The following is a 23028-nucleotide window of genomic DNA, read 5'->3' on the forward strand; positions in this document are numbered from 1 at the left end:
ATGCCACCCTTGGCCCCATACACTCGCAGCTTCAGGGCATTTTCATTGCCCGGCGCCACTTGGGAGCACCACAACATGCCGCGGGCGCCCTTCTCAAATCGCAGCATGACATGGGCGTTGTCGTCCACTTGGCGACCTTCCACAAAACTCTGAATGTCAGCGCATAGACTCTCTGGGGTTAATCCTGTCACGAAACAGGCAAGATTGAAGGCGTGTGTGCCAATGTCGCCAGTCGAGCCACCCGCACCGGAGCGGGCCGGGTCGGTGCGCCAGCCAGCTTGCTTGTTGTCGTCCGGTTGAGCTTCTGTCAGCCAATCTTGCGGATACTCAACCTGCACAACCCGAATGTCGCCAAGTACCCGATTGGCCACCATTTCCCGCGCTTGTCGGATGAGCGGATAGCCGGTGTAGTTGTGGGTCAACACAAACAGCGCATCCGATTTTTCAACCGCCAGCGCCATCTTGCGGGCATCCGCCAAGGTCGAGGTCAGAGGCTTGTCGCAAATGACGTGAATGCCCCGTTTCAGAAACTCCCGCGCCGCCGCCATATGCACATGATTTGGAGTGACAATGGCCACGGCCTCAATGCCGTCTTTCAGACGGGCCTCGCGGATTGCCATGGCTTTATAGTCGTCATAGATCCTGTCCGGTGCCAACCCCAAAGCTTGCCCAGACGCTTGCGCTTTGTCTGGGGTTGAGGATAGCGCCCCTGCAACCAACTCAAACTGCCCATCAATTCGTGCGGCAATACGGTGCACGGCGCCAATGAAAGCGTCATTGCCACCGCCCACCATACCCAGCCGAATTGGCCGTTCATATCCACTCATGACGCGATCCCCAGCATGCGTTTGTTGGCTTCATCATCGGTGCCGCCATCAGCAAAGTCGTCAAAGGCGGTGTCAGTCACGCGGATGATGTGATCGCGCACAAAAGCCGCGCCTTCCCGGGCCCCGTCCTCGGGGTGTTTCAGGCAACATTCCCATTCCACCACGGCCCAGCCATCAAAATTGTTGGCCGCCATTTTGCTGAAGACTTTGCCAAAATCGACCTGACCGTCTCCCAAACTGCGGAACCGCCCTGCGCGATCCACCCAGCTTTGGTAACCGCCATACACACCTTGTTTGCTTGTAGGATTAAACTCCGCATCTTTGACGTGGAACATCTTGATGCGCTCTGCGTAGTCGTCGATGTGGCCGACGTAATCCAGACATTGCAGCACAAAGTGGCTCGGATCGTAGAGCATGTTGCAACGCGCATGGTTGTCGACCCGTTCCAGGAACATCTCAAAGGTCACGCCGTCATGCAGGTCTTCGCCCGGATGGATTTCATAGCAAATGTCGACACCCATCTGATCCGCATGATCCAGGATCGGACGCCAGCGTTTGGCCAATTCGTCAAAGGCTGTGTCGATCAGACCCGGCGGACGCTGCGGCCATGGATAAATGTAAGGCCAGGCCAGAGCGCCTGAGAACGTCGCATGCGAGGCGATGCCCAGGTTGTAACTTGCCGTAATTGCAAGCTTCACTTGCTCCACGGCCCAGGCTTGACGCGCTTTAGGATTGCCACGCACCTGTGGTGCAGCAAAGCCGTCAAAGGCCTCATCATAAGCCGGATGCACAGCGACCAGCTGGCCTTGCAAATGCGTAGATAGTTCTGTGATTTCAACGCCGTTTTCGCGTGCGACACCGACCAATTCCTCACAATATGATTGCGAACTGGCGGCGCGGGCAAGATCAAAGAGGCGTGCATCCCAACTCGGAACCTGCACACCTTTGTAGCCACAATCAGCGGCCCATTTGGTGATGCTGTCCCAGGAATTGAAGGGGGCGTCGTCGCTGGCAAATTGCGCCAAAAACAACGCGGGACCTTTGATTGTCTGCATGGTTTTTCTCCTTGTTGAAGAAGAGGCCCCCTTGGGAGAAGGGGCCTCTTCTCGGGTACCCGAATGGCGCTTTAGAACGGCGAGTCGGGGAAGTAGAAGCTCGCCGCGTTCTCAGGCGTGATCAGCGTTGCGCCCAAGATGTAACGGCCAGCCACAGGACCGTTGGATTTGAATGCGGACACAGTCACATCCATCGCGGTGGCAATCATCGCTGGCGGATAGAGCACGTCCACTGGCACCAGCTCGTTGCCGTCCATGATGCCTTTGATGGTCTCTTTCATGCCGGCGCCGCCGACCACAAACATGCCATTGCCATCACGGCCCGCCTGTTTCAGAGCGGCGACAACACCAATCGCGATGTCATCATCCTGCGCCCAAACCGCGTCGATGTCGGGGAAGCGCGACAGGAAATCCTGCATCACTTCAAAGCCGTCATCGCGGTTCCAGTTGGCGTGCTTGTGGTCGAGCACATTGATGCCGGAGCCTTCGATTTCCGCCATGAAGGCATCAAAACGCTCATTGTCGATCAGCGTCGGGATACCGCGCAGAACCACAATGTTGTCGCCATCTTTGAGGCGGGTTTTCATATATTCCGCAGACACACGCCCGAGCTCCGGGTTGTTGCCCGCAACATAGATGTCTTCAATGCCCGGCTGGCTCAGACCGCGGTCGACTACCGTGATCAACGCGCCGGATTTTTTCACATTCAACACCGGATCGGTGAGTGGCTCACTTTCAAACGGCAGCACCACAAGCGCATCAATGCCATGCACAGACACAAGGTCCTCCAGCGCGCTGGCTTGCGCGGACGGATCAGGTGAGTTCACCAGGATCAAGTCCACATCTGGATACAGCGCTTCCAGCCGTTCCTCAGCCTTTTCTGCGTGCCAGTTCATGCCAGCTGCCCAGGCGTGGGTTGGGGTTGGGTAGCTCACGCCGATCTTGATGGTCTCGGCACTTGCCCAGCCCGTGAGGGCAATGGTGGCCACCGTGGCCAGGGCTCCAATTTTGGTAAAGGTCTTCATGTTATCCTCCCTAAAAGTTCTTTGACTTCCCTGTGATTTGGACGCACCTCTCCTCTCCGGTGACGCCCGGTTCTTTCGCGCAAAGCTCTGCGAGAAACTCTTCGTTTGGCGAGTGCCGGCGTCTAGTCTGCCGACTTACTACGACCCCAGTCTCCACGTTGCAGCCAGACGGCTACGATGATGATGAGGCCCTGCATGGTCCCGTTTAGATAGTTGGAGATCATGTCAGTGAAATTCAGAATGTTGCCGATGGTGGTCAGGATCAGCGCACCGAGAATGGTGCCGCCAATCCGGCCATAGCCGCCCTTGAGCACAGTGCCGCCGATGATCACCGCCGCAATGGCTTCCAGTTCCCAGAGCACGCCGGTGGTTGAGGACGCGGACCCAAGTCGTGGCACATAAATGATCGTTGCCAACGACACGCAAACGCCCTGGATCACATAGGTCAGCGTCTTTACGCGGTCGACTTTGATGGCGGAGTATTTTGCGACACTCTCATTGGAACCAATGGCGGTGCAGTAGCGCCCAAACGCTGTGCGGTTCATCAGGAACCAGCCGGCGATGGAGACAATGATGAATACCCAAACCGGGATCGGCAGACCAAAAAAGCTGTCGTAGTAGACCGGGCGGTACACGCCGCGAATGTCATAGTTCAGCGACAGCGTGCCGCCATCGGCGAAGTAGGTCACCAGCGAGCGGTAAATGCCCATTGTCCCTAGGGTCACAATGAAGGCTTCGATTTTACCTTTGGTGGTCAAAAGTCCGTTCACAAGCCCTGCGCCTAGGCCAAGGATAATAGAACATCCACAGCCAATCAGGACCGTTGTGACCCCGGTGCCAAACGTGTCCACGGCGCTGTTCATCACGATGATCATCACACCGGCAATCACAGCAGCCATCGAGCCTACGGATAGGTCAATCCCGCCTGCGGTGATTACAAAAGTTGCGCCAACCGCAATGATACCAATGAACGCGGACCGCGTGAGCAAGTTGGTGATATTGCCCTCGCTCAGAAACGCCGGATTGAGCAAGAACCCAATCACACAGAGGATGAGCAACGCGATGGCGGGACCTGCGGTCTTAAGGTCAAAACCGCGCAAAATCGAAGGTTTGGCTGAACTCATGGTTGTCTCGGTCATTGCTGGCGCTCCCGCTTCAGTCCTGCGGCGTAGCGCACGATTTCTGTTTCGTTGATATGATCGCCGGTCACGACGCCGGTGATTTCGCCTTCACGCATCACCACCACACGGTGACAGAGGCCAATGATTTCCGGCATCTCGGAGGACACCACGATCACAGACACCCCTTCGGCTGCGATTGCAGCGATGAAATGATAGATTTGCTGTTTGGTGCCCACATCGATGCCACGAGTTGGCTCATCGATGATCAAAACGCGTGGATCACATTCCATCACCTTGGCTAGCAACAGCTTTTGTTGATTGCCGCCGGACAGATCGCCAACTTTCACGCTGGGATCGCGGGCCCGAATGTCAAAGCGGCGAATGGCACGCGTTAAGGCGGCGTCTTCCGCCCTGTGATCCACGCTCAGCCCTTTGACAAATTTCGGCAATGCAAAGAGGGACAGGTTGGGTCGCATTTTTTGCCCCAACAGGAGGCCTTTCTCTTTGCGGTCCTTGGTTAGGTAGACAACACCTGCGTCTCGAGCCTCTGCAACAGATCCAAATTGCGCGGGAGCTCCATCAAAGTTGATGAGGCCGTGTGCGCGCGGCGTCAGGCCGCAAATCGCCTCAAAAACCGCTGTACGCCCGGCGCCAATCAGACCTGAAAACCCGAGGATTTCCCCTCTCCTAAGGTCAAAGCTGACGTTGTGTACGCCGGGCGCCACCAGATCGCGCACCTCAAGTACGTGATCTGCATCCACATCCACTTCGTTCATCGGGGGGTAGAAGTCGCTCAATTCGCGCCCCACCATCATTTGTGCCATTGTGTCTGGCGTCACGTCTTTGGCAGCATGGGTGCCAATCCACTGTCCGTCTCGTAGAATTGTGACTTGGTCGGAAATCGCGCTGACTTCAGCCAACTTGTGGGACACAAACACAATGGCTGTGCCGCGTGCCTTTAGTCGACGAACCTGGGCAAAGAACAATTCGGTTTCTGCTTCAGTCAGGACAGCCGTGGGCTCGTCCATGATCAGAACCCGCGCATTCCGGCTCATCGCTTTGACAATTTCCACCATCTGTTTTTGCGCAATAGAAAGATCTGAAATGCGGTCCTCTGGCGAAATGTCCAACCCGATGTCGTTCAGATAGCCTTTCACCATTGCGCGCATGGTTGTGCGGTCCAGTATGCCACGGCTCAGAAGTTCCCGTCCGAGGAACACGTTTTCTTCGACGGTCATTTGCTCTGCGAGGTTGAGCTCTTGGTGGATGAGGACAATACCGAGACCTTCGGATTGGCCGTTGCCAGGCAGTTCTTTGGTTGTGCCATCCACTCGAATGTGTCCCGAGGTTGGCTGCAAAAAACCTGACAGGATTTTCATCAACGTGGATTTTCCCGCGCCATTCTCCCCTATGAGCGCGTGCACCTCTCCGGCGCGAATGTTCATACTGACGCTGAACAAAACCGGGACAGAGCCAAACGACTTGCTGATCCCGTCAGCCGATAAAATCGGTGCACTTATAGCCTGGCCATCCGGCACGGTGTCTCCTCCCTAAACGCTTGCCTCATTTTGAGGTCGTGGATCGATGATGTAAACGTTTTCATGATTTATGTAAACCTTTACATTGAGCGATGTAAACCTTTTCACAATGCCGCATTGCGGCTATAACGCCTCTAAACGCCTTGTGCGTATAAACAAAAATCTTCACCAACAGGCGCACCATTCGTGTCACTAAATCCGAAGAAATCTGCCACTATTGAAGACGTCGCAAAGCTTGCAGGCGTGTCCATTGCCACGGTCAGTCGGGCGATTCGTAATCCTGAAAAAGTTGCGGAAAGCACCCGCAAGAAGGTGACCAACGCGATCGCGCGCACAGGATACACCGCCAATGTGATGGCGCAGAACCTGCGCATGAAGCGCTCCAAAATGGTCATGGTGCTGACACCGTCCATCGCTGACCCAAACTTCCCCGGAGTGCTCATAGGTCTGGAGAAAGAGGCGCATGCGCGTGGGTATGGTATTTTGATTGGCAACACGGAAGGCGCCATTTCGCTGGAAGAAAACCACATGCGCTTTCTGGCCACCGGTGTGGCAGACGGTCTTGTACTGCTGACGGGCCATTTGCCGGTTGCAGGAGCGCCGCAAGACCCCGTGACACAACTTCCGCCTTTGGTGGCGGTTGGCCGCCCGTTAGAGGCAACCGAGACCAGTTTTGTCGGTGTGGATGATGTGGCGGCCTCTAAGATGGCCACAGAATATCTCGTTTCCTTGGGGCATCGCCGGATCGTTTTTGTGGGTGGCGGCACCGGCGACGTGCTGTCCGATCTGCGCCAAGAGGGCTACCGCAAGGGCCTTGCAGAATGTGCCGAAGAGCTGGCCGACTGGCGGGTTGAAGGTGATGGCACCAGTGAAGGTGGCCGTGCGGCAGTGGAGCGCCTATTCATCAAAGATACGCTGCCCACAGCGTTCTTCTGCTTCAACGACAACACAGCCATTGGGGTCATAGCGGCACTACGGCTGCGGGGCTTTGATGTTCCTGGAGATTTTTCCGTGATTGGCTTTGATGACATCCCCTTTGCGAGCAACATCACGCCTGCCTTAACCACAATCCGCCAACCGCGAAACAAGATTGGCGAGCGTGCCATGGCGCTTTTGCTGGACGGCCTCGAAGGTCAATCGGCGGAGAGGGCATGTGAACGTCTGCACGGCGATCTTGTGGTGCGTGAAAGTTGCGGACCGGCGAGCCGCGGGTAGGTCTGTGATCTCCCCCCACCAAATCGGGTATCCTCAATCTTTGGACGTCCAAAAAGGCACCGAGGCACAGCTCAAAAAATTCGTGCACGCTCTGCACTGAGATATCGCATATTGAAAAGTGCGTTTGCGATGGTGGCGTTTCATGTCCCTCAGCACCCATCCAACGCAGGGTCTCAGATCCAAAAGCGTCTCTTTTCAGGCGCGACGCGCTTGAATGGCGCCTAAAGTCGGAATCGACGTCACCGCGCCGACAGTTTCAACCGACAACGATGCCGCTGCGCAAGCAAACTGCGCGGACGCAACCGCATCCGAGGTCCTTGAATACTCTGCCAAAAACGCCCCATCAAAGGTATCGCCGGCGCCGGTTGCATCTGTGAGGTCTGCCGGCACGGGCGGAATGTTGATCTGTCCGTTGGCGTCTGACACCACAGCGCCTTTTTCGCCCAACGTCAGCACAACCAAATCTGCGCCTTCGGCGTGGAACCGATCGCAAATCGCATTAATGCTGCTGGTACCAAACAACGCCTCTGCATCCTCGATACTGGGAAATACGATGTCGACCATCGGCAGGATTTCTTCCAGTGCGCTCCGCGCCTCGTCTGCTGACCACAGGTTCAACCGTAGGTTTGTATCAAAAGACACGCGCGCGCCTGCCGTTCGGGCAAGTTCAGCGGCACGCAGGGTTGCGGCGCGGCAGGACGGTGAAATCGCCTGTGTGATCCCGCTGATGTGTAACACGCCGATGTTTTCGAACATCTCGGCTGTTAGGTTGTCTGGCCCAATCTGGCTCGCCGCAGAGCCAGCGCGACGGTAGGAAAACTGGTGCCCCTCAGGCCCATATTCGATGAAATACAACCCGGTTGGTCCGGTGTCAGTTTGTGTGACCCGCGCGGCGTCAATGCCTTCGTCGGCATAGAGTTGGAGAATGTGGTCAGCAAAGTTGTCTTGCCCCAAATGGGTCAGCATCCCAGCCTTGGCACCGGCGCGCGCGGCGGCAACCGCGGTGTTGGACACATCCCCGCCAATGCCGGGGCGGATGGTGTCTTTGTCAATCCAAGAGAACTCGAACATCGGTTCGCCAAAACACAGGATGTCGAGTGGTTGGGAAGGGGAGGGGATCATGATGTTTGTCCAGTGTCTTGAGGGGATGTGTCGCGCAGCAAGGCGGCGTTGGCGGCGGAGAAGTGATCTCGCATAGCCTGGGCTGCATCCTGCGCAGATCCCGCCGCGATGGCTTGCTGAATCCTTTGGTGATCGCTCAGAATGCGGGCGTGATCCTGCGGGGAAGGTTGCGCCAATCGCCCAGCCGCGACGGAGGATTTGATCACCTCGCGCAGAGAACTGACAATGTAGGCGTAAAGCGGATTGCCGGTCGCTTCGGCCACCGCGAGATGAAAGCGATAATCGAGCTCTGCAAAGTCTTCGGGGTGATCTGCGGCCTGCGCCATTTGCTCGCATAAGGCGTGAAGTCGCACAACATCCGTCTCCGACCTGTTTGTCGCGGCCAACGCTGCTGTGCTGGTCTCAATGCCATTGCGGACTTCCAGAGCCTGAGACACTGAGAACTGCGCTGTTGCCAGTCCTTGGCTCAACGACGCGGTGAGCACGGCGGCGTCCAAAGACATGACCTGCGCTTTGCGTCCGTTTGAGATCTTGATCAAACCGGCCCCTGCCAACTGGGCCAGCGCCCCTCGGACAACAACCCGGCTGACCCCGGCCTGTGCGCAAAGCGCCGCCTCAGACGGCAAGTTGTCGCCGGGAGACAATCCGTTGTCCTTGATCATTGCTGCAATGCCCTCGGCAACTTGTGTGTACAGAGGGCGGCGATCGAGAGTGTCGAGGTCATGGGCCATGACGTGTCCTTGCAGTGGCGGCTCTCGCATACACATGTGAAAGCTGTATACCTATAATACAGGTTTTGCTGGCACCACAAGGGGGGCGAAGACATCGGGGTGGATCACGGGACGTAAAGGGGAAGACGTACAACGCAGGTGGCATTTGGTCAGTCACCTTTAAGTGGGAGGTTTATCCGGATTGAGAAGCCGCAACATACTGGCGCCAAACGTCAATCAGGTCAGCTTGATCATCGGCATCGCAAAGGCCAATCAGCATATCATTGGCCCAGGTGATCTCCACGCACAGCAGCTTCGGCGACAGAGAAATCAGAGACATTTGCGGTGTCTTGCGCCGAATTTGCGCATGATCTTCGGCCAGTTGCGCACGTGACGCGGCGACTCGCCGGAGCGCCGCAAGAGCCTCCCCAGCGCCATTTTCCTCTTCAGATGTTGGCTGCAGCCACACAATCGCTTTGGCTTTCACAGCTTCAAACACCGGCGGCTGAATTACCGCGTGCGTCGCGATCTTGTCATCGGTGCCCAGAGCCTCCATCAAGGCTTTGCAGGACCATGACCGCGCAGAACTTGGCAGGTCAGGCACCCGTGAGGCGATGTCAAACTTCGCCCGTTGCGCGCCTGCCAGCGCTGCGCCAATGTGTTTTACAACCGTTGTTGCGTCCGCTGTTTCTGGGTCGATGGGCAGGCCTGAAAGCGCGACCAAATGGCGGTTGCTGATCGTCAGACCAAACGTTTGGTGCACACCGTCTGATGTGACCTCAATGGCACGGGCCAACACCACTTCTCCAATTTCGGTTATCACGGCCCGCACTGCGGCTGCTGACGTCTCAAAGGTGCGCCATGTGCCATAGGGCGCGTGCAGGGGAGCTGCCAGCCGTTGCAAAGCTGCACGGGCGTCCGCGACCTCTGAAGGTGGTGCGCTGGTGATATCCTTGCGCGGGGCGATCATTTGGTTTCCACCAATTGGGCGAGGGCCTGAAAGCCGATTGGCAAAACCTGTGCCGGATCACTTTCAAGCGGGCAGAGCAGGCACAAAAAGTCCTCACGTCCGTTGGTGCGCAGATAGACGCGCATATCCCGGTCTGTGAGGGTAATGCTATGCGTGCTCCCGCAGGTTGGGTCTGCCACGCTCTGGGCCATCGCAAAGCACCGGGCTGCGTCAGCGCACAGCCCGTCCAACACTTCCCTTTGCACGGATGCGTCATGGGACGCTTTGAGGATCAAACGCGCCTGCGTATCCCCGAAGGCCACCACTTGGCAGCCGGAGATCTCTGCTCGTAAGGCATCTAAACAGTCTGAAACCGTCACAGATCGCAATCCTTCAACGTCACGCGATCCCCACAAAACGGCGCCTTAAGCGCGGGACCACTTCAAATTTCTCCACACCCGCCAAAGGCTTGCAACGGCACATCTTGTAGCTCGTCACTTGATGGCCGCTCCGGATTGGGCGTTTGCGGGCGCACTCGGCGCGGCACCACTTTCTTTTGGTCATCGTTTGCCATCCTAGGCGCTCCGGAGGTTGCACAGGGTGTGTCAGAGGCCTTTGGAAGAGGAGTAACCGCAGATGGGGTGCCTGCTTGCGACTCTTCTAAAGGCTCTGCGTTAACATTGCCTTGCCCGGCAGCCGCCACGCTGGTCTCCCCCACCAACATCGCCACCAAACATTCTATCAACGCGGCACCGCCGCTGTTGCGCCAGGCGGTTTCATCCACGCCTGCGTTGATCGCGTCCAGCGTGGAGATCGGGATAATGCCATCAAACGCCTCCCCGGCTTCTGCCTGAAGGCGTGCCATCACGCGCCCCTGATCCCGTTCCGAGCGCAATTTGTCAAACTGCGTCACCACAAGATGATTTGGCCCCTTGATCTGCTGTGAAACTTGCTCCCACAAAGCGGCCTCTGATTGCCGCCAGGCCTGGGTCGCATGGGTGCACCAGATCACGCAGTCCACATCTTCCATCAACGTAAGCCATGTTTCATGCTTCAGGTTGGGGTCTGAAATGCCGGGAATGTCGATCAGGTCACAGAGGTTCAGAATATCGGAATCCATCGAGAACCGGATCAGATCACACCCATCCATAGGGGCAGCACTCAGATCCTCCCCGTCAAACTGTGTTTCTGTCCCGTCATCGTGCACAAGGCGCGCGCTACGCGGCCCATGTGTGACCCACACCGGCGGCACCCGCGTTGCGGTGATGCGCACCGGCATTGGGTCACAGCCCAGCAGCAAGTTCATCAAGGTGCTTTTGCCGGCGCTAAACTCGCCCATCAAGGCAATGCGAGGTTTGCGTGGCGTGTGTTCCGCCACGATATCAATGTCCTGAGCGTTCATGGCATGATCCCTCCTGCCGCAACACCGCAGCCTTTCAACAGCCCGTCAAACTGCATGGTCAGCGCCTCCAACTGCGCACGTTTCTGGCCTTCCTCGCCGCCTTGAAACAGCTTCTCAATTTCTGCGCTTTGCGGCGCAGAGCTGATGTCCTGCATAATCACATCATGCTCCTCAAAGAACTCCCGCAAACAGGTTGTCGCCAATACCCGCACCTGGCTGGTTTGAATGTCTTTGGATTGCGCCATAAAATCCTCAGTCTCCCGCGCGATCAGGTTCTGAAACCGTTTGGAAAACGCATTGAAACCTCGAATGCGGTTCCACCATGAAATCCACCACCCGTCGTTGAAATCCAACGCAATGGTTTGCCCCAACGCAACCGGCGCGGGCAGATCGGGCAGGGCAGGCGGCGCCATCTGAATGCCCTCGACCGCATGGCCATAGGTGTTTGCATAAAGCATTGCGACATCCGTCATCGCCGCTTCAAACCGCACCTGTGCCAGCCCGCGCACCTTTGCACCAAAAGCTGAGTACGCCGTGCGCAACAACATGCGCAAACCAACCGGATCGTAGTCCCAGACAATCTCTTTGCCGTAGGTCTCCAAATGGGTCAGCAGTGAACGCAGCGCGCGGTCAATGAACTTCGCATGGGCCCGGTCTGCACGGGTGTGATACTCGGCAATCACGGCCTCCAACTCTTCCGCAAAGGCCTGCTGGTGAAACGCCGCAATTCCCCGGAACTCCTTGAGCGCATCATAGGTCGACAGGTTGGCGCTGCTGCCATCTTTGGCACCTATCTGCACCATGCCCGCCGCCAATTCACTTGTGGCCACCGTCAACGCAGCATTGGAGGTTTTTTGCAAAAGCTGCTGGCCCTGCTCTTCGATCACCCGCTCCGACAGCGCGCGATAGAGATGTCCCATGCCGGACAACTCCCACACCATTTCATGGGGTTGCATCTGGCCATGCTGTTGGTCCAATGCAATTTCTGCCCAATCAAACAAGGCTTTGCTGGCAACCTCCGGCATGCCCTCAATGTCGCCGCTCAACGCCTTGTTGGCCCAATAGGCACTGCCAAACAGGATTTCCGCGTCTTCCGGCCCCTGCTTGTTGTGCAGGGTCTGGCGGATGCTGGCCTCAATCTCAGGCACTTGATTGGCCGGGTCCGGCAACTCGTCAATCCGGTTCACAAAGATTAGCACATTGCGCGATTTCAAGTTGGAGATCAGCCGGATAAGCCCCATGTCAACCGAGGTCAGCGCCTGACCGGCGGACAAGACAACCACGCAAATCTTACTGCTGCGCAGCGCCTGAATGGTGACCTGTTCACGCATCATAAACGTGTCGTTCACGCCGGGCGTGTCGCGCAGACAGATCGGCACCGGCACCGTGTCACAGTTCAGCGTGAGATCGGCAGAGGACAAAATATCGGCGAACCGCCCTTGTTCGCTGTCCTCTTCACCAAAATCGTCCCCCAGAACGATGTAACGCTCTAGCAGGTTTTTGTCGAAGTAACCGTAGTTGTGGGTTTCCCCCAACAACAAATCAAACTTCTTGCCCAGCCGTTTTTGTGCCTTGGCGCGGACCTTCTCTATCTGGTCGCCAATCTTGGCCAGCTCGCTTTCGGCCCCCGCGCGGCTGGCCATCTCGCCAATTCGCCCGCCTTGGTTTAACAACCGATCCCAGTTGTCTTCGGTCATAAACTGAAAGCTGGCCCCGGTTTCCGACGGCCGTGATGCTGGTTTTAGATGCAACGATGTCACCACAGAGGTCCACGGGTTCACATCAGAAGGCAATAAATCCGCCCATCCGGCCATGGCGTTCACCAAGGTGGTCTTACCGGATTTCACCTGTCCCAATACGGTAATGGTTGGCTCAAACCCGGCAACATCTTTGCGCAGCCTCTCCACGGTTTTGGCCGAGTTTTTGCCTGCTACCTGCGCCAGCTGCGCCAGCAAGTGGTCCAGTTCATCCAGGTCTTTGCCCAGTTGCCCCAAGCCTTCCAGCCCTGTGCGCAGGTTGGAAATGCGTCGCGAGGTGCGTACTTCGGGCTTGCTGTCTTGTCGGATTTGCATGTTCATGCCTGTGCCCTCGCGCCAATTTCTTTGCGAAGCTGCAACAGCAGAATGACCGCATCCTCCGCCGCTGATGGGCTTTGCTCTACTTGCAACAACATCAACGTCTCTTCGCCGTCTTGGGCATCCTCCAAAAGACCTGCCGCATCCGGTTCCTGACCGTCGTCCGCAGTCAGAAGCGAGGTCAATTGGCGTACAGTAGAGGCACAGCGGGTCAGCAAACCTTCGGAGTTGGGGATTTTCCCATCGTCCAAATCGCTCAACATCTCCTGTGCCGCGGATTGCAAATGTGTTTGTAGCTGATCCAGCAATGCGGCTTGTGTGTCAGCGGTCGATGTCGATGAAAGTGATGATTGGTTTGTAGGCGTTTGCTCGCTCGCCGGTGTTGAGGCTCCCACAACCTCGCCCAGCTGCGCCAGCAGCACCCGCGCTTGATCCAAATCCGCCGCGCGGCCTTTTCGCACCTGTGCCTCTACAGCCGCGACAAGCTCCTGACCGCCGGACGCTAGCCACAACGCCTCTTGCGCATCCCCGCCCGCGCGAGCTTTGAGCGCATGTAAGGTGGCGACAGGATGTAACCCAAGAAACTCTTCGGAGGCGGTGTCTTCAAGCGTCGCCATCTGGGCGCCTAAATCACCCTTCATGATCTGGCGGTCGACCTTGGTCAGAGCCAGAAAACTGTGGTCTTTGATGGCATCTGGTACGGATTGCCAAATGGCCTGTTCCGCTTGATCAAATGCTTCGCTGCACCAGACAAACACCTGCCCTTGCTGTAACGCAATCTCTAACAAAGCCTGCTGGCGTGTCCTGTCGCTGGGCTGCGATACTTCACAAAACGACAAAGTTTTGAGGCTGTCTATCGGCGCCTCATACGTGAGGCGCTGGGCCCCTCCGCAGTCTTGACCGTCCAGGCCATGACCCGCAAATGTTTGTGAGGTGCCATCCGGCCAAAGGGCCGTGACCTGCGCAACCGCACCGTGAGCCACTTCAACAACATCGACGGCACCGTGGGCGTGCAAGACCTCTTGGCCCAGCATCATATTGATCAGGCTGGTTTTCCCGCTGCCAGGGCGTCCCAATACAACCACGCGCACCGCTTGCGACAAATGGCTGAGGATTTCCGCGCCCAGGTCTCTCTGGCGACGGGGCACCTGTCCGCTATTGAGCACAGAGTGCAGCTGCCCAACGATTTGATCCGGCTGTGTCCGCATTATTTTCCGACCTTTCGGGTGAGGCTGACAATGGTGCGCACGGTGCGGTGATCCGCGCGGCGGTCGATCTGCACAACTTGGCCTGTGTCACGTGGACCGCTTTGAGAGGATGGCGGGGCAGGGCGCGTGTTTTCACCTGCATCACGCTGCGTTACCTTAATGATGCAAAGCGACAGGTTGTCTTGATCCGGGCACGCCGCGGCCAGTACGGCGGCAACCAAAGACTCGCCAATTTGGCGGCCTGTTTTCTCTTCGTTATCGGCCAACACGGAGACGATCTGATCGTCGGTCAAGGTGTGCACACCGTCACTGGCAGCCAGCACAATGTCCCCGTCTTTCAACGTCATCGGTTCCGCGCGGCAATCCACCTTGGCAATCTCGCCCCCAGCCAACACCGAGACCAACGCGCTGCGGTCCGGATGGTTCTGCGCTGCATCGAGATCGATAAGCCCACGCGCCTGCATCACATCAATCTGCGCCGCGTAGGAGTGATCTTCGTTTAACCGATACAGCCTGCCGGCGCGCATTAAAAACAAGGGTGAGTCCCCCACAGACACCCAATACAGCCGCGCCCCAAAAATCACCGGCGCGACCAGTGTTGCGCCCATGCCTTCGGTGTTTGGAGCCTGATCTTCGTACAAACGAATACAGGTGTTTGCCGCAGCCACTGCGTCTTGCAACACGGCACCAATGTCCCGTTCCATCTGTTCCGGTGCACCGCTGAGCAGTTTTAGCTCGCTGAACAGTTCCGTCGCCACAATGCCGCTGGCCACATCGCCACAGGCGTGGCCGCCCATGCCGTCAGACAAGACCGCAAACCCCATAGGCGCGCCCAGCGGGAAGTCGGCCACAACCGTGTCCTCCTGCCGCTCCCGCGCCCCAAGCGAGAGCGCCGTGGCCACGTCAAAGTTCAACTCACCCAAGGTTGTCATGCCCGGCCTCAGCATTGCCCCAGGCAAAGTCCTCGCCGCACAGCGCAACAAATCGCAATGTGGTTTCGCCAATGCGGATGATGCTGTTGCTCTGCAAGTCTTCCGTACTCAGCACGGGTCGCCCATTTAGCCGCACAAGGTTTGTTTTGCCGCCATGGCCAAAAAAGAACCGCCCCTGTTCGCCATCAAAAGCGATCGCCGCATGGTTTTCGCGTGAAATGGTGTTGTCGCCAAAGTCCAAACGCACGGTTTGGCCTTCGCCCCGGCCTATTTGGGTCAACCCGTCATGCAGCGAAAACGACGCCCCTTTGCCGGGGCCATCCACCACAACCAGCCAGCCCACCGGGAACTTCGCTTGGGCCGAGGCCGCAGCTTGTTGGGTCTGTGCCATTGGATCATGCGCTTGGCTTGCCGGGGCGCTGAACCCCAGAAGCCGGGTTTTCACGCGTCCTTTTGAGCCCCGCCCCGTGGCGGGTTTGCTGGCCGCCATATTGGCCTGCAATGCCGCCAGATCGACTTCTGGGGCCACTGGCTCTGCTGGCGCGAGTGATGCTTCCGCCTGAGGCGCGCGCGCCTCTGGCTGTGCCGCAGCGGGTGTCGCTGCCAGTGGATCAGATGTCCGCTCAGGCGCCGCGTGGTTTTGTGTCCCGACTGCTGCTGTTGGCGCAATGGTCCTGTCAGGTGCGCGCGGTGGCTCAACCGCCTCTTGCGCAGCCATCAAGTTGGCAAATGGGTCCGGTTCCACCTCTTGGGGCAGTGTTTCGTCAAAATCGAATGCCGCAGCCTCGAGCGCCTGCGAAGGCAGATCCTCCACATACTCCTGCTCTGAAGGCGTAGGCGCTTGCACCGATGGCTTCGGTGCCAAAGCCGCCGAAATGGCCGAAAGATCTACAGGTGTGTCCACCTCCTCCACTTCCGGCGGCTGCGGCGCCACAAACTGCGCCACCTGTGCTTTAGGTTCTGGGGGGGCTTCTGCCTCAATGTTCACCTGCGGCGTGGCCTCAGGGGCCACATCCGCGCGATCTTGATCACGCAAGCGCAGCGGGTAGCGTAACGCCGCTGCCTCATTTTGGCCCGCAGCTTGGGATTTCTCGGCAATGATATCGCGAATGAACCGCATGGGGTGTCCCTTCAGATTAGGAATAGGCGGGTGTTGGGGGAAGACCGGTCGCCTTTGAGCCGATCACAGAACTTTTCAAACAGTGATCCGCCGCTTGTCCGGTTGGACGTGACCTGCACCGGGGGCTGCGCGCCAGACGCGCGCAAATGATCCCCTTGTTGCAAAAGTCGGGTGCGAGATTTTGACCGCTTTTGGCTCAAGCGGTCCTGCTCTTTCAGATAGGCTTCCACGTCTTCAATTGGGTTGCCAAAGATATCGACATATTGCTTGGGTGGCGGGGTCTGTCGCGCCTCTTCCAGCGCCTTCAGGGGGTTCTGAAGCACCTTTGGCAATCCCGGAGTCAGCATTTTGTTGGTCTTGCTGACCAGGTCTTCGATCACTCCAATGACCGCAGGGTCAAACACCGGCAAGGGTTTGGGGATTGGCCCGTCCATCACGGCCAACCACTCATCTGCACAGCCCAGCCTGTCCGCTGCTGTCATTGCCAGCGACCGGTCTGTGGCCAGCTTTAGGCGAATGTCTATCTCAAAATCGGTGGATTCCAGTGGCACATAGGGGTCCATTCGCCCCTCAGCGATCATATCCAATCGTGTCTGTGCATCCGGTGGGGCTTCCCCTGTGAACATCAAATGACACAGCGCGCCAAGCGAATACATGTCGCTGTGCGCCCCTTGCGCCCCCTCCGCGCTGTAAAACTCGGGCGGGGAATAGCCGTCTTTCACTGCCAACATACGTTGGTTTTGCCCGTTTTCAGCATCATCCGTCGAATAAGACGCGCCGAAATCAATCAACGTCACATCGCCGGTCTCGCTCAGGATCAAGTTGTCCGGCGCCACATCCCGGTGCAACACACCGCGGTCATGCAAATAGCTCAACGCGTCCAAAACCTGGCGCAACAACCCGTCAACCAACCGCGGCGTCAGCCGCCCGGGTGCGTGATCCACCAACTCATGCAGGTCATCCCCTTCGACAAAATCCATCGCGGTGTAGGCGGTTCCGTTTTCCGTAAACGTTTGATGCACCGCAACAATTCTAGGGTGATCCAGCTCGGCCAGGCGATGTGCTTCGGCTTGAAACTGGTCCAACACCGAAGTGAAAAACGGCGCGCTCTCCGCGTCAGCTGGAACCACATGCATCCCATCGCGGGTGCAAATCTGGGACGGGTAACATTCTTTGATCACCACAGTGCGGTTCAAACTATCGCTGGCGAGATACGTGAGGCCAAATCCCCCTTGGCCCAAACTGCGCGTGATCCGGTACTGCCCCCGCAGGAGTTCAGTGCCAGCAGGCAGCGCAGTCACGGTATCGTCAGCGTAATCCATCTACGCAGTTTCCTCTCTATCATGCGACCAGGAGGAAATGCGGCAGCAAGTTCTCACCTTCATGCCCAAGCTGTGGAGGAAATGTGTTCCAATCGTGGCAGCACTGCGCAAGCGCTGTGGCACTCCGTTCAGGTTTGACGCGAATAGAGGGCGAAGCCGAAATTCAAAAAACGATTGCCGTGTGCCACGTGTCGCGCGCGGGTTTGTTGTTTTGTCCTGAAAGATGGTTGTTTTTTAACGGCTTGGAGGAATGGGGGTCTCAGGTTCTGGCTGCGGCGTCTGGGAGGCACGCCTTAACAATTGGTAAATTTCGCGCGTTTGCCCTGCTGCCAGGGGGGCGACGGCTGGAAAGAGTGCCCGTGCACCTAAACTATTCTCAACACGCCTAAATCTGTGCCATGATCCTAATAGACCGCATCGGTTGCAGAGGCTCGCCTCTCAAGAGCGCCCATTTTGGCGCTGTCCTCACTTGGGAAAAACGGTGCAAGACAATTTGAGTTTTCATGGTGCCCTCCGAGAAAGGACCCGTTTTGAGACGCTGGATTTTGAGAATTATTGCCGGGCTTGTCATACTCTCTTTGGCCCTCTGCGCGCTGATTTGGGCCGCTTTGGCCACGCCGCTGTTCAGCGGATGGCGCAAGGATTTTGTGTCCGATCTTTTGACCGAACAAATCGGGCAATCCTTTTTGATCGACGGTGACGTGCGCGTGGTTTTGGGCAGCACCACCAAAGTCCACGTCAGCGGTGCCAGCATCCCAAGCGAGAACATAACTTCGCTCAACCTCGCGGAGCTGGACCTGCTGGAATGGGAGCTGGATTTGCCAGCGTTGTTTGAGCGCCGCATCGACATCGACAATCTCACCATTGATGGGTTGCACGCCAACTTGATCACCCAAGCTGACGGCACCACCAGTTGGACCAAGCCGGATACGCCAGTGCAATCGGCCGCTTCAGACACGTCTGCCAGCAAATCTCCCCAAGCCGCTCCCAAACACTCCAAGCCCTCCATTATTTCTTTTCTGAGCGATCGCACTGTGTCCTTCACCAATATCGGGCTGGTGTCGAAGGACGAAGAAAGCGGCTTCGAGTTCATTTTTGAACTGGAAAAAATCCTGCTTGAGCAATTGCAAGACGGTCAACTGGTTTCGGTCACAGGCGCAGGGTCATTGAACGGCGAAACCTTTACGTGGGATGGCAAATACCCACGCGGCGCTCCGTTCACCAACCAATTGGAATTTGGCGACATTTCCCTCAGTTACAACGGTGAAGCCCTACCAGACGCGGCCGTGGGTTACACCGCACAATTGGAGCTGAACACCGGCCAAATTGGCGACGTGTTTGAGGTCCTTGGGCTGGCCCGCAGCCTCGAAGGTGTGGGCACTTTGTCGGTGGATGTCACCAGCGCCCCCAAACAGCTCTCTTTGGCAAGCCTGCGAACCTCCCTGGAGTTGGAGAAAGGCCAGGCCATTACGGTGACAGGGAGTGTCGACAATCTCTTCACCCGCGCGGGTTTTGACGTCCATATTGACGCGCGTCTGCATCCAGAGGGGCAGCCACCAGCTGATGCCGAAAGCCTTAAGGAGCTTAAGCTCACCGAAATCAATGCCCATATTCTCACTGCCGACGGCAAGCTGACGTTTGAGGAATTGCTCATTAACACCAACGCCTTTGACCAAGGGTTGGACCGGGTTGGCCCGATCTCAATTGGCAGTATCTACCGGTCTGAGGCCAAAACTCTTGGCCTGCGTGATATCTCCATTCAGGCCGGGCCAGAGGATGCGCCTTATCTGACGGCTCAAGGCGACATTGGCGATGTGCTGAGCCTAAGTCTTGTGGACCTGACCGGGCAATTAAAAGGATCCGCCGAGCTTCTCCTCAAAAACCTGCCGCCGGAAGAGGTGGCCAAATTTGGTGGCGTGGAAGCTGACTTTGTCATTGAGGATCAAAACGGCGCCCTCAGCCTGCGTAAACTGGAGGCACGCACGGTTAACACCGAGCTTTGGACCCTCAACGCCAATTTGGTTGTTGCCAGCATCGAGGAACTTGCAGGCATGAAGCTGGGTGTTGAGTTTGGTGTCACCGACACCGCGCCTTTCCTGAGCGCGCTGGGCCTCAAACCGGTGGGGGTATCGACGCTTGCCACAGGATTCACACTCGAAGGCGCAGCCAAAGAAGCCAAAATTGGGTTTGATTTTCAGGCCGACGGCACAGATCTCACCTCCAACATGACCTTTGATCTCAGTCAGGATATCAACGTTGTCCGTGGCGCTATCCTCAGCAACCGCATGCGTCTGATTGACCTGCGCGAAGGTGCCAAGATTTTTGTTCAGCTTAATGAGCGTGCCAAAGCCCTTAAGGCCGCAAAAGACACCGAGACTGGTGAGACAGATGACGGCCGCCCCCCCATTCAACCGCTTGTGTTGGAGAAGGAAAGCAAGGTCTTCAGTCTCAAACGCATCCTGACAGAAACCGATTTGGCCATCACCTTGGAGATTGCCGAGTTCATTGGCGATGCCGGCACCTCGTCGATGAAAAGTGAGTTGATTGCCAACGAAGGCCAGATTCAAGCAGGCCCGTTGGAACTCTACTACGGTCCCGGATTTTTCAAAGTCACCGCCTCTATGGATGCCGTCGAAAATCCTGAGCGTGTGCGCATTGAGGGCGCCACAAGTGGATGGGACTTTGGCAAAATTCTAAAATCGCTCGACATCAAAATCCCGGCCCGTGGCACGCTGTCCGCCAATGTTGACGTGACGGGCAACATCACCTCCGGCAAGGCCTTTGCCAACTCTATGGCGGGCTATGCCTCTCTCAATATGCGGGATGGCGCCATTGCCACCAGCCTGTTGGAACTCGCAGGGCTTGGCATTTTCCCATGGCTGGTCTCCAAGGAGTTTTCAGAGGGGCAAACCGAAATTGTCTGCGTGAAAGCCCCGGTGCGGATCAATGCGGGCAAGGTAAGTTTTGAGTCTGTTGTGGCCGAGACCCGCAGCGTGCAAATGGTGGTGCGTGGCATGGTGGACTGGGTACGTGACGCCATTTCCATCCGAGCAGAGCCGCGCCGGGTGGGCAAACCTTTGGCCCGCAGCGCCTGGCCGTTTGAGGTCCAAGGCAAGCTGTCAGACCCAAAATTCAAACTCGACATCGGCGGCTCCCGTCACCATCGGGCTGATGGCGCGGACCAAATGCCCGAAAACCGCAAGCCTTGCACGCCGGACATCGCCCAACTTGAACAAGCAACGGAGTGAACCATGACCCGTCTTTGGATTTGCCTGTCTCTGCTTCTGCCAACCTCTGTGTTGGCGCAGACCCATCCGGAATTTGCCGTCGTTGGCGATTGGACAGTGAAGTCCAACCCCACAAACGGCAACGGCTGTTACATGGAAAAAACCTTTGAAAGCGGCACCTTGGTGCAGATTGGCCTGGTACCGGACCAAAACGGCGCTTTCTTTGCCGCCTACAATACGGCGTTTGAAGGCGTGGTTGACGGCGAAGCCGGCAGCGTCCTGTTTGATTTTGGCGACAGCCGCTTTCAAGGCGAAGCTGTGGGGGCGCATTACGCCGGCTTGCCCGGGGGCTACGCTTTTTTTGACAACCCGGAGTTTGCCTCCGAGTTTGGCAAGCGCACCTCGGTGTTGGTGCAGGGAGGGTCGGGCAAATCCGAAGACCTGGACCTGAGTGGCAGCATGAAAGGCCTTCACAGCATCAAAGCGTGTCGAACGCAATTTGAGGGCGAATAACCCTCCTGTCAGTTGCAGCTTTTAGGGGTGCTTGATTTAGGGATCGATATTCGGATAGCGTGGCGTCCACCTGTTGGTAACTAATTGCCCTAGTGTTTTAGGTGTTACGCGTAACGAAACTTACCACCGCAATGTTCTTCGCGGTTTTTCTTCTGACACTTGGGTACGGTGTATCGTTTCCATTGCTTGCAATTCGGCTTGAGCAAAGTGGCGTAGGTGCCGCCCGAATTGGCCTCAACGCCGCCATGCCTGCGCTAGGATGGTTGCTTGTCATGCCACTCTTGCCCAGATTGCACCACCACTTCTCCACCAAACAGCTGCTCTTGGCTTTCCTCACGATTTCTCTGCTGGGACTAACCAGTTTGGCGGCGTCTCACCGGTTAGATGTCTGGCTCTCGGGGCGCCTTGCCTTTGGCGGTGGGATTGGCATGTTGTTCCGCGTCCTTGAGTATTGGCTGAACGCCACCGCTCCCACGGCCATTCGCGGTCGTATCATTGGCATTTATGCCTTTTGTTTTCTACTTGGCATTGCCGTTGGTAGCCTTCTGCAGCCACAATTTGGTACTGTCGGCGTCACAGCCTTTGCTGCCGTTGGCCTGCCGATGATGGTGGGCGGAGCCGTGCTCGCAGCCCTGTCCATTGATCGCATCCTGACCAATCAGGATTCTGCCCCCATAAGCACACGTACAGCGGCCACCGTTGCTCCTTTGGCGGTGGCGGCGGTGATCTGTTACGGGCTCTACGAAGATGTGCCCGCCTATTTGCTTTCGGTTTATAGCCTGCGCGTTGGCATGGGCACTGACATCGCCGCCTACACGCTGACCGCTTATGCGTTTGGCAACCTGATAGGTGCGGTGCCGCTGGGGATCTTGTCAGACAAGCTTGGTCGCGCGCCGGTCTTGTCTGGCTGTGCCGCTGTCGGGATGATGTGTGCGCTTGTCTTGCCGATGTCCGCGTCCACATCCCAGACTTATCTGTTGATCATCGCGCTTTGGGGGGCTTGTGCTGGGGCACTTTATGCCGTGGGTCTGGCCATGGTGGGCGATCACTTCAGCGGGCAGGCATTGATTTCCGCAAATGCGTTGTTCGGCACGGTTTATGCGGCGGCTGCTTTGGTGGGGCCTCTGATCAACGGCGCTGCCATGCAGCTTTGGGATCCCCACGGGCTTCTGCTGTCTTGTGTTGTGATTTTTGCGGCTTACTTGCCGGTGGCTGCTTTTGTGGCCAGACGGAACCAGGGTCTAGACACATCGCAATGGGAGCAGAGCGGATGAAACTGGATCTCATTGGGCAGTTGGCTGATGACCTGAAACAGGCCAAAGACGGTGAAATGTTGTGGCAACGCTGCCTGACCGCCTTGGAAGCGCTTGGCGTGGACGGTGTAGGGTATGGTGTCATTCCCATGATTGGGTTGGCGGGGCCCGGGAAAATGACTGAGGCCGCGTTTTTTCGTCATTCTTATGTGAGAGAATGGGAAGAGGCCGTGGGCAAAGATCGCCTGTTGGACGAAGACATCAGCACCGAATTGTTGCTGAGCGGCCAGGAAGAAATTTTCTGGAATGATGATCCTGACAAATACAACGCGACACTGGCAAACCGCCGCTTACACCAATTGGAGAATGACTTGGGTATGGTCTGGGGCCAAACCTTGCTTCTGTCGCACCATT

Annotated in this window: 20 protein-coding genes; 5 read left to right on the forward strand and 15 right to left on the reverse strand. The window is 57.1% G+C overall.

The window, feature by feature from the left end; all coding sequences use genetic code 11:
* The 5 genes from QZ517_RS13370 to QZ517_RS13390 form a co-directional block, all read right to left on the reverse strand.
* On the reverse strand, positions 1-827 hold an 827-nt coding region (locus QZ517_RS13370; RefSeq protein WP_294227700.1), incomplete at its 3' end, for a Gfo/Idh/MocA family oxidoreductase.
* Positions 824-1882: a sugar phosphate isomerase/epimerase gene (locus QZ517_RS13375; protein ID WP_294227702.1), complete on the reverse strand. Its 1059-nt coding sequence runs from the start codon at positions 1880-1882 to the stop codon at positions 824-826. The genes QZ517_RS13370 and QZ517_RS13375, both read right to left, overlap by 4 nt.
* Before the next feature lie 71 nt (positions 1883-1953).
* Positions 1954-2907 (reverse strand): substrate-binding domain-containing protein, encoded by a 954-nt coding sequence (locus tag QZ517_RS13380; RefSeq protein ID WP_294227704.1) that lies wholly within the window; start codon positions 2905-2907, stop codon positions 1954-1956.
* Positions 2908-3029: 122 nt separating this feature from the next.
* The gene (locus QZ517_RS13385) at positions 3030-4031 is read right to left on the reverse strand and encodes an ABC transporter permease (protein WP_294227736.1); all 1002 of its coding nucleotides are present in this window, start codon (positions 4029-4031) and stop codon (positions 3030-3032) included.
* Positions 4032-4042: 11 nt separating this feature from the next.
* Positions 4043-5548: a sugar ABC transporter ATP-binding protein gene (locus tag QZ517_RS13390; RefSeq protein ID WP_294227738.1), complete on the reverse strand. Its 1506-nt coding sequence runs from the start codon at positions 5546-5548 to the stop codon at positions 4043-4045.
* A gap of 204 nt (positions 5549-5752) precedes the next feature.
* Here QZ517_RS13390 and QZ517_RS13395 point away from each other — a divergent pair, with 204 nt between their 5' ends.
* Positions 5753-6781 carry a LacI family DNA-binding transcriptional regulator gene (locus QZ517_RS13395; protein ID WP_294227706.1) on the forward strand — a complete coding sequence of 343 codons (1029 nt, stop codon included), beginning with the start codon at positions 5753-5755 and terminating at the stop codon, positions 6779-6781.
* A gap of 195 nt (positions 6782-6976) precedes the next feature.
* Here the strand turns inward: QZ517_RS13395 and QZ517_RS13400 are convergent, their stop codons facing one another.
* The 10 genes from QZ517_RS13400 to QZ517_RS13445 all read right to left on the reverse strand — a co-directional run bounded on the left by QZ517_RS13400 (position 6977) and on the right by QZ517_RS13445 (position 17621).
* The gene (locus QZ517_RS13400) at positions 6977-7903 is read right to left on the reverse strand and encodes a sugar kinase (RefSeq protein WP_294227708.1); all 927 of its coding nucleotides are present in this window, start codon (positions 7901-7903) and stop codon (positions 6977-6979) included.
* Positions 7900-8634, reverse strand: coding sequence for a FadR/GntR family transcriptional regulator (locus QZ517_RS13405; protein WP_294227712.1), 735 nt, complete (start codon positions 8632-8634; stop codon positions 7900-7902). The genes QZ517_RS13400 and QZ517_RS13405 overlap by 4 nt, the downstream gene beginning before the upstream one ends.
* 172 nt (positions 8635-8806) lie before the next feature.
* A complete protein-coding gene (locus QZ517_RS13410) occupies positions 8807-9583 on the reverse strand; it encodes a hypothetical protein (protein ID WP_294227714.1) in 777 nt (258 codons plus the stop codon).
* On the reverse strand, positions 9580-9942 hold the full coding sequence (locus QZ517_RS13415; protein ID WP_294227716.1) for a hypothetical protein: 363 nt from the start codon (positions 9940-9942) through the stop codon (positions 9580-9582). Before QZ517_RS13415 ends, QZ517_RS13410 begins: the two co-directional genes overlap by 4 nt.
* A 62-nt stretch (positions 9943-10004) precedes the next feature.
* Complete coding sequence (locus QZ517_RS13420) at positions 10005-10964, reverse strand: dynamin family protein (protein WP_294227719.1); 960 nt, start codon at positions 10962-10964, stop codon at positions 10005-10007.
* A complete protein-coding gene (locus QZ517_RS13425; protein ID WP_294227720.1) occupies positions 10961-13042 on the reverse strand; it encodes a dynamin family protein in 2082 nt (693 codons plus the stop codon). The genes QZ517_RS13420 and QZ517_RS13425 overlap by 4 nt, the downstream gene beginning before the upstream one ends.
* Complete coding sequence (locus QZ517_RS13430; RefSeq protein WP_294227722.1) at positions 13039-14247, reverse strand: hypothetical protein; 1209 nt, start codon at positions 14245-14247, stop codon at positions 13039-13041. The genes QZ517_RS13425 and QZ517_RS13430 overlap by 4 nt, the downstream gene beginning before the upstream one ends.
* Positions 14247-15179 (reverse strand): protein phosphatase 2C domain-containing protein, encoded by a 933-nt coding sequence (locus QZ517_RS13435; protein WP_294227724.1) that lies wholly within the window; start codon positions 15177-15179, stop codon positions 14247-14249. The genes QZ517_RS13430 and QZ517_RS13435 overlap by 1 nt, the downstream gene beginning before the upstream one ends.
* Positions 15163-16299: an FHA domain-containing protein gene (locus tag QZ517_RS13440; RefSeq protein ID WP_294227726.1), complete on the reverse strand. Its 1137-nt coding sequence runs from the start codon at positions 16297-16299 to the stop codon at positions 15163-15165. Before QZ517_RS13440 ends, QZ517_RS13435 begins: the two co-directional genes overlap by 17 nt.
* Positions 16300-16310: 11 nt before the next feature.
* Positions 16311-17621 carry a serine/threonine-protein kinase gene (locus QZ517_RS13445; RefSeq protein ID WP_294227728.1) on the reverse strand — a complete coding sequence of 437 codons (1311 nt, stop codon included), beginning with the start codon at positions 17619-17621 and terminating at the stop codon, positions 16311-16313.
* 530 nt (positions 17622-18151) lie between these two features.
* On the opposite strand from QZ517_RS13445, the gene QZ517_RS13450 reads away from it, so the two are divergent.
* From QZ517_RS13450 to QZ517_RS13465, 4 genes are all read left to right on the forward strand, one after another.
* A complete protein-coding gene (locus QZ517_RS13450) occupies positions 18152-20869 on the forward strand; it encodes an AsmA family protein (RefSeq protein ID WP_294227730.1) in 2718 nt (905 codons plus the stop codon).
* 3 nt (positions 20870-20872) lie between these two features.
* The gene (locus tag QZ517_RS13455; RefSeq protein ID WP_294227732.1) at positions 20873-21361 is read left to right on the forward strand and encodes a hypothetical protein; all 489 of its coding nucleotides are present in this window, start codon (positions 20873-20875) and stop codon (positions 21359-21361) included.
* Positions 21362-21492: 131 nt separating this feature from the next.
* Positions 21493-22635 carry an MFS transporter gene (locus QZ517_RS13460; protein ID WP_294227739.1) on the forward strand — a complete coding sequence of 381 codons (1143 nt, stop codon included), beginning with the start codon at positions 21493-21495 and terminating at the stop codon, positions 22633-22635.
* Positions 22632-23028 (forward strand): autoinducer binding domain-containing protein (locus tag QZ517_RS13465; RefSeq protein WP_294227734.1); only part of this gene is annotated, 397 nt, incomplete at its 3' end. The genes QZ517_RS13460 and QZ517_RS13465, both read left to right, overlap by 4 nt.

Source organism: uncultured Shimia sp. (assembly GCF_913054185.1).
Classification (GTDB): domain Bacteria; phylum Pseudomonadota; class Alphaproteobacteria; order Rhodobacterales; family Rhodobacteraceae; genus Shimia.